Genomic DNA, 13,879 nt, shown 5'->3' with positions numbered 1-13,879 from the left:
GACATCCTCAACGGTCCACTCTCTCACCCGTGCCGGACGGGTCGGCGCTTTCCGGTTCGGTGTCCGGGGCCGGGTCACTCGGCTGCTCCGGGGCGTCCGCCCGGGAGCCGGCCTCGGACTCCTGGGTGAGACGCCCGCCTGGGGCACTCGGGTTCTGGTTCCGCGGGCCTTCGTCCTCGGTGCCGTCGGCGTCGTGGCCCGTCCGTGCCGGCGCCGTCGCCTCCTGCCCGTCCTCCCGGGCGTCGTCCCCGGCCTCGCGGGCAGCGGCTCGCTTGCGCTGCGTGTACATACGGAATCCGGCGAGCACGAGCAGCAGCACGCCGCCACCGATGACCAGCATCACCGTGGCGGTGATCTCGGTGACCTTGACGTCGAACGTGACGGGGTCGCCGTACTTCTGACCGTCCTGTGTGTACAGCTGCGCCACCACCGTGGCCTGGCCGTTCGCGTTGGCGGAGGTGGTGAACTTCACCGACTGGCTGTGGCCGCCGGAGACCGCGATGGGCTGTTCCTGGTAGGCGTCCCCGTCGATCTCGAGACGGGTCGGGTTGGTGGAGGAGAGCCGCAGCACGAGGTGCTCGACGCCCTGCACCAGGTTGTTCTGGACGGTCACGGGAATCGTGGCGCTGCGGCCGGAGAGCTTGGTGTCCGACTTGTCGATCAGCTTCACCTGGTCGGTGAGGGTGCCGAGGTACGACTCGACCCCGCTGCGGTAGATCGCTGCCTCGGCGGCCCGGGCGCGCCAGGACACGGACATCCCGCGGTTCAGGGCGCGCCCGAACGGGGTCACCACCCGGGACTTGTCGGAGAGGATCACCTTGAACTTGTCGAGCTGGGCCTGTGTCCGGGCGATCTGCTCGAAGGCCGTCCGGGGCAGTTCCTGCTTGCGCATCCAGGAGGGGTACGCGGAGGCGGCGGGGACCTTGGTGGTGGCGGCGGGATCCGGCTTGGCCCTGGCCGCCGCGGTGAGGTCCTGGGACTGGGACCAGTCGCCGTCCTGGAGGGCTCGCAGCGCCTCGGCCATCGTCTGGGCCTGGCTGGCAGAGGGGGTGCGCTGCGGAGTGACGACGACGCTGCGCTGTTCACTCGTCTGGAGGCCGAGCATCAGACTCTGGGCCAGGAACCGCTGGACCGCCAGTGTGGACGTGGACGCCTTGGTCATGTCGCCCTGGAACGCGGTGGACAGCCGGGAGTCCGCGACGACCGCCGTGGTGCCGCCCCCGATGGGACGTGCCGCGGACGGTGTGTAGGACAGTCCGCCGGTCTCCTGGAAGCTGTCGCTGCGGGCGATCACCTTGTCGGCGCCGGCGGAGGTCGCGACCTTGACGATCGAGGGGTCGACGGCGCCGTTCACCGGCCAGGCGAAGTCCGTGCTCGGCGTCACGTGGAGGATCGACCACACCGTGTCGACGGCGACGTCCGTGGCCTCCTTGAGGTGGCTCAGCGAGCCGGTCACGGACGTGCCGCCGTGGGCGAGCGAGGCGAGGTCGGGATCACCGAACGGAAGGGCGACGACCTCCTTGTCCGCCACCGCCTCCTGGAGCTCGGCGAGCCACCGGTTGGCGGCGGCCTGGTGAGTGCCCGCGATGGTGGAGCCACCCTCGCCCTGGATCTCGTACGCTTCGGTCATCGCGCTGACCGAGGCCAGCAGGTCGGGGTCGATCACCCAGGTGACGTCCAGGTCCTTGCCGAGCGCGACCATCCGGTCCAGCCGGCCTCCGGGCGCGATCTCCTTGGCGAGGTCGTCGTCGCGGAAAACCGGGGTTTGCTGCTCGTCCGACTTGGTCTCGGCCGTCATGTGGGTGGTGGAGACGAGCGGCCAGAGAAAGGTCGTCCTCGTCTTCGTGTCGGCTTCCTCGGGCTGCCACGGCAGGAACGTCCGCTGGACGCCGAGGACCTGCTCCCACGGCTGGGCCGAGGTCTGCCCGGCGAGTGACACGGCGAGCGGGTAGACACCGTCCTCTCCGAGGTTCAGCTCGTCGACCGGTACGGAGATGCGAAAGGGGCGGGAGATGCCGGGCGTGAGTTCGGTGAACTCCTGCGTGTACTTCTCGTCGATCTCTGTGCCGACGGTGCTCTGCACGTCGTCGCTGTTCCTGGCGACGATGTCGATTCCCGAGCGGGTCGTCAGCGGCTGGCCCACGCGCAGATCGACGTGGGCGTCGGTGACCGCCTGCTTGCCCGTGTTGGTCACTGTGCCGGACACGGTGACCGTGTCGTCCTCGGTGGGAGCGCCGGGAGTGAGCGAGTCCACGGAGACGGAGACGGAGCCCGTGGCGGAACGGGCCTGCGGGGCGTCCTGTCCGGTGGCGGCGGCGGTGGCGGCGGCGGGCAGCTGGAGGAGGGCGGCCAGCAGGGGCGCCCCGGTGAGCAGCGCTCCGGTGCGCCGCAGCCAGCGGCGGGCAGGTGAGGGAAGGGTCCCCTGGAAGTCTGCCGCCTCGGCCACGCGCTCGTCCGTCCCTCGTCGTCGTTCATTGGTCGTCGGAATGTGCGTCCACGCATGGTAACGATGCGCGCTGTGGGGACGTGCCACGGACCGGGCCGCGGGAACAGTGAGGGGGACCGGCACGGCGCCTCGGCAGTGCGTGCGGGCTCCCATGAGGGAGCTGTCGGCCGCCCGGGGCACGTACCCTCTTCTGTTGTGCCGAACGCCAACGAAGAAACCAGTGCCCTGAGCCGAGTGCAGCACCGCGGAGTGAGCGAACTGCTGCGGGTCGCCCCTGTGGCGGACGATCTCGCCCGCCGTTTCCAGGAGGCCGGGTTCTCACTTGCCCTGGTCGGCGGCTCGGTCCGGGACGCGCTGCTCGGCCGGCTCGGCAACGACCTGGACTTCACCACCGACGCCCGCCCGGAGGACGTGCTGAAGATCGTGCGTCCGTGGGCGGACGCCGTCTGGGAGGTCGGAATCGCGTTCGGCACGGTCGGGGCCCAGAAGGACGGCTACCAGATCGAGGTCACCACCTACCGGTCGGAGGCGTACGACCGCACCTCCCGCAAGCCGGAGGTGTCCTACGGTGACTCGATCGAGGAGGATCTCGTCCGCCGGGACTTCACGGTGAACGCGATGGCCGTCGCGCTGCCGGAGAAGGAGTTCATCGACCCGTACGGTGGTCTCGACGATCTCGCCGCGCGCGTCCTGCGCACCCCGGGCACCCCCGAGGCGTCCTTCTCGGACGACCCGCTGCGGATGATGCGCGCCGCGCGCTTCGCCGCCCAGCTCGACTTCGAGGTGGCTCCCGAGGTCGTCACCGCCATGAACGAGATGGCGGGGCGCATCGAGATCGTCTCCGCCGAGCGTGTGCGGGACGAGCTGAACAAGCTGATCCTGTCGGCCCATCCGCGCAAGGGGCTGACGCTGCTCGTCGACACCGGGCTGGCCGATCGTGTGCTGCCCGAGCTGCCGGCTCTGCAGCTGGAGAGCGACGAGCACCACCGGCACAAGGACGTCTACGAGCACACGCTGATCGTCCTGGAGCAGGCGATGGCCCTGGAGGAGGACGGACCCGACCTCACCCTGCGCCTGGCCGCACTGCTCCACGACATCGGCAAGCCGCGCACCCGCCGCTTCGAGAAGGACGGCCGGGTTTCGTTCCACCACCACGAGGTGGTCGGGGCGAAGATGACCAAGAAGCGCATGACGGCGCTCAAGTACTCCAACGAGCTCGTGAGGGACGTCTCGCGCCTCGTCGAACTCCACCTGCGCTTCCACGGCTACGGCACGGGAGAGTGGACGGACTCGGCCGTCCGGCGCTATGTCCGTGACGCGGGCCCGCTGCTCGATCGCCTGCACAAGCTGACCCGCTCGGACTGCACCACACGCAACCGGCGCAAGGCCGCCGCGCTCTCGCGCGCGTACGACGGCCTGGAGGAGCGGATCGCCAAGCTGCAGGAGCAGGAGGAGCTGGACGCCATCCGTCCGGACCTCGACGGTAACCAGATTATGAAGATCCTTGACATCAAGCCGGGCCCGGCCGTCGGCAAGGCCTACGAGCACCTGCTGGAGCTTCGCCTGGAGCACGGGCCCATGGAGCACGATGCGGCGGTGGCGGCACTCAGGGAGTGGTGGGCCGAGCAGCAGGGCTGAGTCGGGAACGGGGGTGTTTCACGTGAAACAACACCGCTCACAGCAAGAAGGGCGGTGTTTCACGTGAAACACCGCCCTCTGCAGCTGAGCAGCTGAAGGAACGACGGGTCAGGCGTCGCCGAGGCACAGCAGGAACTCTTCGCCGTCTCCCGTCTCGGCGTAGAAGCCAGTGGCCCCCTTGACCTTGCGGCACTCGGTCTCAGCGGTCAGCGAGATGAAGTTGCCCGGCACCTTCTTGAGAACCTTGGCCTCGGCCTCGGCGGAGGAGCAGTCCACGACCTCCATGCGGTCCGAGGACGACGACGCGGCCTTCAGGCAGTCGCCGACCTTGGCCTGGTCCGCGTCGTCCCGGCTGGCGATGTAGCCGCCGATGGCAATGCTGAGCACTGCCACGACGACGACGATGTTCTTGATCTTCTTGAAGCCCCACTTGCTGCGCGGCTGCTCGGGCGGAACGGGAGCACCCGGCGCGGGGAACCCGGGCTGACCCGCCTGCTGCGGGAAACCCTGCGGCGGCTGACCGTAGGGCTGCGGCTGCTGACCCTGCGCGAACGGGTTGCCCTGGGGCGGCGGAGTGGTCACTTGGGGGTCCCCCTAGAACTTGGGTGCGTGATGCGAAGACGCGATAACACGAGGCGATAACACGACGCGTTGATAAGACGCACGTAAGCTACCGGCCTCTACTGACATCCCTGTAGTCCAGTGGGGCTCTGTGGCACTGATGTGACACTTACTGGCGTGCAAAACGGCCCATAGCGATAGCTACCGCTCCGTAGATAACGGCGATTGTTACCACCAGCGGAACCGACCGGCCGTCAGGCGGCAGCATCAGGGCGGCGACTACGGCGGCGCCGACGAAGGCCACGTTGAACAGCACGTCGTAGACGGAGAAGATCCGGCCCCGGAAGCCGTCCTCGACGGAGGACTGGACGATGGTGTCCGTGGCGATCTTGGCGCCCTGGGTGGTCAGCCCCAGGACGAACGCCCCGGCAAGCAAGGGAACGGTGGCGAAGAGCAGACCGAGTGCGGGTTCCAGGACTGCCGCCGCACCGGCGCACACCATGATCCAGCGACCCGGCCCCAGCCGCCCCGCTGCCCACGGCGTGACGACGGCGGCGGCGAAGAAGCCGGCGCCGGAGACGCCCAACGCCAGCCCCAGCAGGGCGAGTCCCTCGTCCGTGGTCGACGTCAGGGCGTACCGGCACAGCATCAGCAGCATGACGAGCATGGCGCCGTAACAGAAGCGCATGAGGGACATCGCCACGAGCGCCCACGCGGCCTCCCTGCGCGGCGGGGCGGCCAGGTGTCGTACGCCCGCCAGCAGGTCGCGTGCCGTGCCGGTGAGCGCGGTGGCCAGCCGCGGAGGCGTCGACGCGCGGTCCGGGCCCAGCAGTTCCGCCGCGATGCGCAGCGACGCCAGTGCCGCACCCAGGTACAGGGCGGCGCCCACGACCACGACGGCCGCGTCGGAGTCCGCGACGACCAGGCGCACGGCGAACGCCAGTCCACCGCCGGCGGTCGCGGCGAGTGTCCCCGCGGTCGGCGACAGTGAGTTCGCGACGACCAGTCGTTCTGTGTCGACCACGCGGGGCAGCGCGGCGGACAGGCCCGCGAGGACGAAACGGTTGACGGCGGTGACGCACAGGGCGGAGACGTAGAGGATCCAGTCCGGTACCTGAGCGAGGATCAGCACGGCGGTCACCGCGGCCATGAGCCCGCGCAGCAGATTGCCGTACAGGAAGACCTGACGGCGGCGCCAGCGGTCCAGGAACACGCCGGCGAAGGGGCCGACCAGGGAGTACGGGAGCAACAGGACGGCCATCGCGGAGGCGATCGCCGCGGCCGACGTCTGCCGCTCGGGCGAGAAGACCACGTAGGCGGCGAGCGCGACCTGGAAGACTCCGTCGGCACCCTGGGACAGCAGCCGTACGGCGAGCAGGCGCCTGAAGCCCTGGAAGCGCAGCAGGACGCGCAGATCACGGACGACGGCCATGGGGCTCAGCCTCACATAGGGGAAGGGTCTCCGGGCCGTACGACCCGGAGACCCTCAACTGCCCGCAAGGTGACGGTCCTAGCGCTCGACCTCGCCCTTGATGAACTTCTCGACGTTCTCGCGGGCCTCGTCGTCGAAGTACTGCACCGGCGGGGACTTCATGAAGTACGAGGACGCCGACAGGATCGGGCCACCGATGCCCCGGTCCTTGGCGATCTTCGCGGCGCGCAGGGCGTCGATGATGACACCGGCGGAGTTCGGGGAGTCCCAGACCTCGAGCTTGTACTCCAGGTTCAGCGGGACGTCACCGAAGGCACGGCCCTCGAGGCGGACGTAGGCCCACTTGCGGTCGTCGAGCCACGCGACGTAGTCGGACGGGCCGATGTGGACGTTCTTCTCGCCGAGGTCCCGGTCGGGGATCTGGGAGGTGACGGCCTGCGTCTTGGAGATCTTCTTGGACTCCAGGCGCTCGCGCTCGAGCATGTTCTTGAAGTCCATGTTGCCGCCGACGTTCAGCTGCATCGTGCGGTCCAGGATGACACCGCGGTCCTCGAACAGCTTCGCCATGACGCGGTGCGTGATGGTCGCACCGACCTGGGACTTGATGTCGTCACCGACGATCGGCACGCCCGCCTCGGTGAACTTGTCCGCCCACTCCTTGGTGCCGGCGATGAAGACCGGGAGCGCGTTGACGAAGGCGACCTTGGCGTCGATGGCGCACTGGGCGTAGAACTTCGCCGCGTCCTCGGAGCCGACGGGCAGGTAGCAGACGAGGACGTCGACCTGCTTGTCCTTGAGCACCTGGACGACGTCGACGGGAGCCTCGGCGGACTCCTCGATCGTCTCGCGGTAGTACTTGCCGAGACCGTCGAGGGTGTGGCCGCGCTGGACCGTCACACCGGTGCTGGGCACGTCGCAGATCTTGATGGTGTTGTTCTCCGAGGCGCCGATGGCGTCCGCGAGGTCGAGACCGACCTTCTTGGCGTCCACGTCGAACGCGGCGACGAACTCGACGTCACGGACGTGGTAGTCGCCGAACTGGACGTGCATCAGGCCCGGCACCTTGGACGCCGGGTCGGCGTCCTTGTAGTACTCGACTCCCTGCACCAACGATGCCGCGCAGTTGCCCACGCCGACGATGGCTACGCGAACCGAACCCATTCCGGTTGCTCCCTATGTGTACGAGTGGGGACCTTCAGTGGTCCTCACGTGGCGGTGTCGTCGGGCGTATCCGGTCGGGGGTCGTCCCCCGGCCGGGGCAGGCCGCCCGTCGCTCCCTGTGTGGTGTCCTGCTGAGCGGGTCGCCCGGACGCGGAACCTCTCAGGTCCCGCCCCGCCCGCTCACTCTCGATGAGCTCGTTCAGCCAGCGCACTTCGCGCTCCACGGACTCCATACCGTGGCGCTGGAGCTCGAGCGTGTAGTCGTCGAGGCGCTCCCGGGTCCGCGCCAGAGAGGCGCGCATCTTCTCCAGGCGCTCCTCCAGCCGGCTGCGACGGCCCTCCAGCACGCGCATCCGTACGTCGCGCGACGTCTGCCCGAAGAAGGCGAACCGCGCGGCGAAGGTCTCGTCCTCATAGGCGTCCGGCCCCGTCTGGGACAGGAGCTGTTCGAAGTGCTCCTTACCTTCCGCGGTCAACCGGTAGACGATCTTGGCGCGGCGTCCCGCGAGCGGAGCGGCGAGGGCGTCCTCGGCGGTGTTCCCCGGTTCCTCGATCAACCAGCCGTTTGCGACCAGCGTCTTGAGGCAGGGGTAGAGCGTCCCGTAGCTGAAGGCACGGAACACGCCCAGCGACGTATTGAGTCGTTTGCGCAGCTCATAACCGTGCATAGGAGATTCGCGGAGCAGGCCGAGTACGGCGAACTCGAGGATCCCGGAACGCCGGCTCATCGTCGCCTCCTCTCTGCCGCGGTCGTGCCGTGACGGGTTCGGAACGGAGTGCCGCCGTCCTTATGCCGTGCTGATGTATCGACTCGATACATCAGCACGATAGAACGGCGTTCCGGTTGCGACAAGGGGGAGTGTGGTGAACGGGATCACATCACTGATTCGTCACAGGTAAGTTGCCTGATTTGAGGTGAACTTCTGGACTCGGCAGGTTTTGGCGGTGCGTAGTCTGTGCGCCATGCACAACACCGGGAACCGAGTGATGTCTGGGGGCGTCATGGTCCTCGGTGCAGTACGGGTGAATGTGGCACCAGCCGCATCCGTACTTCGGGGGGACCGGAAACCAGCCGCCGTTTCCAGGCGCGCAAGGGTGCGCCTGCCCGAGGAGTAGTCGTTCGATGAGCGAGCACCGTCGCAAACCGCCGCAGCCGCAGGGAGGCGGACGTGCCGCGGCCCGACGCGGCCAGTCCGGCTCGTCCTCCGGCCGCCGCGCGGCACCGCGAGGCGCCACCGGGTCTCCGTCCGAGTCCTATCGGACGGGTTCCCGCGGCTCGGGGGGTGAGGAACGTCAGTACGGCAGCCGTGCCGAGGCGCGGCGCGCGGCCCAGAGGGGCGGGGGCGGCCGTCGTGCCGGTTCCGCGGGGCCCGGTCGAGGCAGGGGACGCGGCGCTCCCCCCGGCAAGAGGCGGATCATCGACTATCCGCGGCACGACAAGTACGGCTGGCGGCGCTGGATGCCGTCCTGGAAGCTCGTGTCCGGATTGTGCCTCGCTTTCCTGGGCAGCATGGTCGCCGTCGCGGGGATCGGTTACGCGCTGGTCGGTGTGCCGGACGTGGCCAAGACCGCCCAGGCGCAGAACAACGTCTACTACTGGGCCGACGGCTCGCAGATGGTCGCCACGGGTGGTGAGCGCAACCGCCAGATCGTCGGCCTCGCCCAGATCCCCAAGGCGATGCAGAACGCCGTGATCGCCCAGGAGAACAAGACCTTCTACGACGACAAGGGCATCGACCCCAAGGGCATCGCCCGGGCCCTGTTCAACATGGCCAAGGGCGGCGAGACGCAGGGTGGTTCGACGATCACCCAGCAGTACGTCAAGAACGCGATGTTGGACGACCAGTCCCAGACGATCTCCCGCAAGTTCAAGGAGGTCCTGGTCTCGGTCAAGGTGGGCGCCACCGTCGACAAGAACAAGATCCTCGAGGGCTACCTGAACTCCGCGTACTACGGTCGTGGTGCCTACGGCATCCAGGCGGCGGCGCGGGCCTACTTCAACAAGGACGCCATCCAGCTGAACGAGGGCCAGTGCGCCTTCCTGGCCGCGGTGCTCAAGGGAGCCACCTACTACGACCCGGCCGGCGCGACCTCCATCGACCCGGTCGGCGCGACCCCCGCGAAGAACAAGAAGCGTGCCGAGCGGCAGATGCAGGACACGCTGGACAAGATGGTCGAGTACGGCCTTCTGGACGCGGGGACGAGGGGTGAGTACCCCGAGCTGCCCCACGTGCAGAACCCCCGGTCGAACACCGCGCTGAGCGGCCAGGTCGGCTACCTCGTGGACCTCGCCAAGGCGTACATCGTCAACAACAGCGAAGAGACCGGAATCACCGCGAGCGACCTCGAGCAGGGCGGCTACTCGATCTACACCACCTTCGACAGGAAGAAGGTGGAGGAACTCGAGAAGTCGGTCAAGAAGGTCTACAAGCAGAACATCAAGCCCAAGGAGCGTCCGGAGACCGACACCCACGTCCAGTTCGGTGGTGCCTCGGTGGACCCGGCGACCGGCGCGATCAGGGCGATCTACGGCGGTGAGGACGCGACCAAGCACTTCACCAACAACGCGGACGCGACCGGCGCCCAGGTCGGTTCGACGTTCAAGCCGTTCGTGCTCGCGGCCGCGATGAAGTGGGGCGTCCGTGACCCCGAGCTGGACCCGGATCAGGCTCAGGACGAGCGCACCCAGGTCTCCGAGAAGAGCCTGTACCCCGGCAAGAACAAACTCAAGATCAAGAATTACGACGGGTCGATCTGGCAGAACGAGAAGGGAGAGGAGTGGCTGCAGGTCAACGACGGCGACGTCTCGTACGGCACCCCGCCCGACTACAAGATCGATCTGCGTGAGGCGATGCGGGAGTCGGTGAACTCCTCCTTCGTGCAGCTCGGCATGGATGTCGGCCTGGACAAGGTGAAGGAGGCCGCGGTCGACGCGGGCATCCTCGAGAGCAGCCTTGCCGGCACGGACTACCCGTCGTTCTCCATCGGTACATCCAACCCCAGTGCGATCCGCATGGCGGGCGCTTACGCCACGTTCGCATCCAGCGGCAAGCAGCGGACGCCCTTCTCCGTCAAGAAGGTGACGAGCAAGAACGGCACGGTCTTCACCCACAAGACCGAGACCAAGCAGGCGTTCACCTCCCTCGTGGCCGACAACGTCACGGATGTCCTGAAGACCGTCGTCGAAAAGGGCACCGGTACCAACGCGCAGTTGGCCGGCCGCGAGGTGGCCGGCAAGACCGGTACGACGGACGGCAACAAATCCGCCTGGTTCGTCGGGTACACGCCCCAGCTGTCGACCGCGATCACCATGTTCCGTTATCCCGACGACGAGTCCATCAAGGACCGGCAGTTCCTGGAGATGTTCGGAACGGGCGGCCAGAAGAAGATCCACGGTGCCTCCTTCCCCTCCGTGATCTGGGCCGACTACATGGAGGACGCACTGAAGAACCTGCCTCCGGTGAAATTCCCGGTACCGCAGCCCATCGGCGAGATCGTCAACGACATTCCGACACCGAGTGCGACTCCGACGCCGTCGGAGACTGTGGAGACGACTCCCACGCCGAGCGAGACGCCGACCCAGAAGCCGGGGAAGAGCCCGACCCCCACCGAGACCACCACCTGTGATCCGTTCGACTTCACCTGTGACGACGGCGGTGGGGACACGGGCGGCAACGGCCAGGGCGGAACCGATACCGGTGGCACGGACGGTGGGGTGACCACCTCACCCACGCCCACCGCAACGGACGGTTCCGGCGACGACAAGGGCGGGAACGGCAACGGAGGCGGAGGCCTCTTCGGGGGGCCCGCCGCTTAGCCCACGATCGGCCGACATCGGCGTTTCGCGAGAAACGCTCGGGTGTTTCACGTGAAACATGGGCCGCCGTACCTTTCCGGTACGGCGGCCCTCGGCGTTTTCCCGGACACGTACGGCAGGATGTGCGGCATGCCCAGTGGAGAATCGACGCAAGCGAGCGCCCACGAGCCCGAGCTGGTGCGGCCGACGGAGGAGGACGAGGTAGCCGCGGCCGGCAGTGAGCTGATCGGCGGCCCCGTCGGGCGCCGTGCGCTGCTCGGGACCTCCTGGTGGACCCCGGTCCGGGTGATCGCCCTCGTGGCGATCGGCATGTACGCCCTCGGGCTGGTGCAGAAGGCACCCTGCTACGACGGCGCATGGTTCTTCGGCGCCAGTTCCCAGTACACGCACGCCTGCTATTCGGACATCCCGCACCTCTACCAGGGACGCGGCTTCGCCGACGGACTCGTGCCGTACTTCGACAAGCTCCCCGGCGAGATGGAGTACCTCGAGTACCCCGTGCTGACCGGCGTGTTCATGGAGGTCGCCGCCTGGCTCACGCCGGGCTCCGGCACGCTCCAGGAGCAGGCCCAGTGGTACTGGATGGCCAACGCCGGGATGCTCATGCTCTGCGTGGCCGTCATCGCCGTCTGTGTGACCCGCACGCACGCACGACGGCCCTGGGACGGTCTGCTGGTCGCCCTCGCGCCCGCCTTCGCGCTCACCGCGACGATCAACTGGGACCTGCTGGCGGTCGCCCTGACGGCCGCCGCGATGATGATGTGGTCGCGGGGGCGTCCCTTCGCGTTCGGTGTCCTGCTCGGGCTCGCGACGGCCGCCAAGCTCTATCCCGTGCTGCTGCTAGGGCCGCTGCTGGTGCTGTGCTGGCGTACGGGACGATGGCGGGCGTACGGCACCGCGCTGGGCGGTGCGCTGGCCGCCTGGGCCCTGGTGAACGGGCCCGTCATGCTCACCGCCTTCGACGGCTGGTCGAAGTTCTACTCGTTCAGCGAGGAGCGCGGTGTCGACTTCGGCTCGTTCTGGCTGATCCTGGCCCAGAACTCCTCCGACCCGCTCAGCACCGACACGGTCAATACCCTTGCCACGCTGCTCATGGTCCTGGGCTGCGTCGGCGTCGCCGCACTCGCCCTCATGGCTCCGCGCCGGCCGCGCTTCGCCCAGCTGGCCTTCCTGATCGTCGCGGCGTTCATCCTGACCAACAAGGTGTACTCGCCGCAGTACGTCCTGTGGCTGGTGCCCCTGGCCGCCCTTGCCCGGCCCCGGTGGCGGGACTTCCTGATCTGGCAGGCCTGTGAGGTGGCGTACTTCCTCGGCATCTGGATGTACCTCGCGTACACGACCAGCGGGGACGCCCACAAGGGCCTGCCGACCGACGGCTACCACTGGACCATCGTTCTGCACCTGATGGGGACGTTCTACCTGTGTGCCATGGTCGTGCGCGACATCCTCATGCCGGAGCGGGACCCCGTGCGCCGTGGCGGGGACGACGATCCCTCGGGCGGAGTGCTCGACGGGGCCGAGGACGTCCATGTCTTCGGGCCCGCTGCCCGTCCCGCGCGACACGCGGCGCACATCAAGGGGCCTGCGGTCGAGTGGGGCCGGACCGGTGCCACGGGCGGTTCGCTCTGAGCGAACGCTCCGCCTGGGGAGGTTCGAGAAAGGGGAAGGCCGTACACGGGATATCCGTGTACGGCCTTTCCGGCTCGCGCTCGGCTCAGTGGTCGACAAGACGGTCGAACTGCGTGGTGGTGTGCCGGAGATGGGCCACCAACTCCTCGCCGACCTTGGGTTCCGGGGCGTCCGCCGGCACGAACAGGATCGACACCTGCATGTGCGGCGGCTCGGCGAACCAGCGCTGCTTGCCGCCCCAGACGAACGGGGAGAGGTTCCGGTTCACCGTGGCGAGGCCGGCGCGGGCGACGCCCTTGGCCCGCGGCATGACACCGTGCATCGCCTTGGGGGCCTCCAGGCCCACACCGTGCGACGTGCCGCCCGCCACGACCACCAGGAAGCCGTCGGAGGCGGCCTTCTGCTGCCGGTAGCCGAACCGCTCCCCCTTGGCGACGCGCGTGACGTCCAGAACCGCGCCACGGTACTCGGTGGCCTCGTGGTCCCCCAGCCACAGGCGCGTGCCGATCCGGGCCCGGAAGCGGGTCTGCGGGAACTGCTGCTGAAGCCGGGCGAGTTCATCGGCCTTGAGGTGGCTGACGAACATCGTGTGCAGCGGCAGGCGGGCCGCCCGCAGGCGGTCCATCCAGCCGATGACCTCCTCGACCGCATCCGAGCCGTCGGTGCGGTCCAGCGGCAGATGGATGGCGAAGCCCTCCAGCCGGACGTTCTCTATGGCGGCGTGCAGCTGCGGCAGGTCCTGCTCGCTGATGCCGTGGCGCTTCATCGAGGACATCACCTCGATGACCACACGCGCGCCGACGAGGCCGTACACGCCGTCGACCGACGACACCGAGCGGATGACACGGTCGGGCAGCGGCACAGGCTCCTCACCACGCCGGTACGGGGTCAGCACCAGCAGGTCGCCGCCGAACCAGTCCTTGATCCGGGCGGCCTCGTACGTCGTGCCCACGGCGAGCACGTCCGAGCCCAGCCGTGTGGCCTCCTCGGCCAGCCGCTCGTGGCCGAAGCCGTAGCCGTTGCCCTTGCAGACCGGGACGAGACCCGGGAACTGCTCCTGCACGTGCTTGTGGTGCGCCCGCCAGCGCGCGGTGTCGACGTAGAGCGTGAGCGCCATGGCCGGACCTGGAACCTTTCTCGTGGCTGCGGTGTATCAGAGGTATGGGAGCGAACGAAGCCGTCGGGGCGGCGGACG

General features: G+C 68.4%; 9 protein-coding genes. 3 read left to right on the top strand and 6 right to left on the bottom strand.

What is annotated here, in order from left to right:
- Nucleotides 1–7: 7 nt before the first annotated feature.
- Nucleotides 8–2,446, bottom strand: a complete 2,439-nt coding sequence (locus tag ACFYOV_RS05695; protein ID WP_389083197.1) for a DUF6049 family protein — start codon at nt 2,444–2,446, stop codon at nt 8–10.
- 195 nt (nt 2,447–2,641) lie between these two features.
- Between ACFYOV_RS05695 and ACFYOV_RS05690 the strand changes: the two genes are divergently transcribed.
- The gene (locus ACFYOV_RS05690; RefSeq protein ID WP_389083194.1) at nt 2,642–4,084 is read left to right on the top strand and encodes a CCA tRNA nucleotidyltransferase; all 1,443 of its coding nucleotides are present in this window, start codon (nt 2,642–2,644) and stop codon (nt 4,082–4,084) included.
- Nucleotides 4,085–4,192: 108 nt separating this feature from the next.
- Here ACFYOV_RS05690 and ACFYOV_RS05685 read toward each other — a convergent pair whose 3' ends face one another.
- The 4 genes from ACFYOV_RS05685 to ACFYOV_RS05670 form a co-directional block, all read right to left on the bottom strand.
- The gene (locus ACFYOV_RS05685) at nt 4,193–4,666 is read right to left on the bottom strand and encodes a hypothetical protein (protein WP_389083192.1); all 474 of its coding nucleotides are present in this window, start codon (nt 4,664–4,666) and stop codon (nt 4,193–4,195) included.
- Between the two features lie 148 nt (nt 4,667–4,814).
- The gene (locus tag ACFYOV_RS05680; protein ID WP_389083190.1) at nt 4,815–6,077 is read right to left on the bottom strand and encodes an MFS transporter; all 1,263 of its coding nucleotides are present in this window, start codon (nt 6,075–6,077) and stop codon (nt 4,815–4,817) included.
- Between the two features lie 78 nt (nt 6,078–6,155).
- Nucleotides 6,156–7,238: an inositol-3-phosphate synthase gene (locus ACFYOV_RS05675; RefSeq protein WP_389083188.1), complete on the bottom strand. Its 1,083-nt coding sequence runs from the start codon at nt 7,236–7,238 to the stop codon at nt 6,156–6,158.
- A 44-nt stretch (nt 7,239–7,282) separates the two neighbouring features.
- Nucleotides 7,283–7,966: a PadR family transcriptional regulator gene (locus tag ACFYOV_RS05670; protein WP_389083186.1), complete on the bottom strand. Its 684-nt coding sequence runs from the start codon at nt 7,964–7,966 to the stop codon at nt 7,283–7,285.
- Nucleotides 7,967–8,361: 395 nt separating this feature from the next.
- Here ACFYOV_RS05670 and ACFYOV_RS05665 point away from each other — a divergent pair, with 395 nt between their 5' ends.
- Both ACFYOV_RS05665 and ACFYOV_RS05660 read left to right on the top strand, forming a co-directional pair.
- Entirely contained in the window at nt 8,362–11,055 is a 2,694-nt protein-coding gene (locus ACFYOV_RS05665) for a transglycosylase domain-containing protein (RefSeq protein WP_389083183.1), read from the top strand.
- A 120-nt stretch (nt 11,056–11,175) separates the two neighbouring features.
- Nucleotides 11,176–12,684 (top strand): glycosyltransferase family 87 protein, encoded by a 1,509-nt coding sequence (locus ACFYOV_RS05660; RefSeq protein ID WP_389084071.1) that lies wholly within the window; start codon nt 11,176–11,178, stop codon nt 12,682–12,684.
- An 85-nt stretch (nt 12,685–12,769) separates the two neighbouring features.
- Here ACFYOV_RS05660 and ACFYOV_RS05655 read toward each other — a convergent pair whose 3' ends face one another.
- A complete protein-coding gene (locus tag ACFYOV_RS05655) occupies nt 12,770–13,801 on the bottom strand; it encodes an alanine racemase (protein ID WP_389083181.1) in 1,032 nt (343 codons plus the stop codon).
- Nucleotides 13,802–13,879: the final 78 nt, after the last annotated feature.

The organism is Streptomyces sp. NPDC005931, assembly GCF_042871235.1.
Taxonomy (GTDB): domain Bacteria; phylum Actinomycetota; class Actinomycetes; order Streptomycetales; family Streptomycetaceae; genus Streptomyces.
The sequence above is the reverse complement of the archived record's forward strand: the minus strand, read 5'-3'. Positions and strand labels throughout refer to the sequence as shown.

Bases quoted from the DNA above. Each gene is read 5' to 3' on its own strand.
- ACFYOV_RS05680 (WP_389083190.1), bottom strand. From the start codon at position 6,077: ATGGCCGTCGTCCGTGATCTGCGCGTCCTGCTGCGCTTCCAGGGCTTC.
- ACFYOV_RS05675 (WP_389083188.1), bottom strand. From the start codon at position 7,238: ATGGGTTCGGTTCGCGTAGCCATCGTCGGCGTGGGCAACTGCGCGGCA.
- ACFYOV_RS05670 (WP_389083186.1), bottom strand. From the start codon at position 7,966: ATGAGCCGGCGTTCCGGGATCCTCGAGTTCGCCGTACTCGGCCTGCTC.
- ACFYOV_RS05665 (WP_389083183.1), top strand. From the start codon at position 8,362: ATGAGCGAGCACCGTCGCAAACCGCCGCAGCCGCAGGGAGGCGGACGT.
- ACFYOV_RS05660 (WP_389084071.1), top strand. From the start codon at position 11,176: ATGTGCGGCATGCCCAGTGGAGAATCGACGCAAGCGAGCGCCCACGAG.
- ACFYOV_RS05655 (WP_389083181.1), bottom strand. From the start codon at position 13,801: ATGGCGCTCACGCTCTACGTCGACACCGCGCGCTGGCGGGCGCACCAC.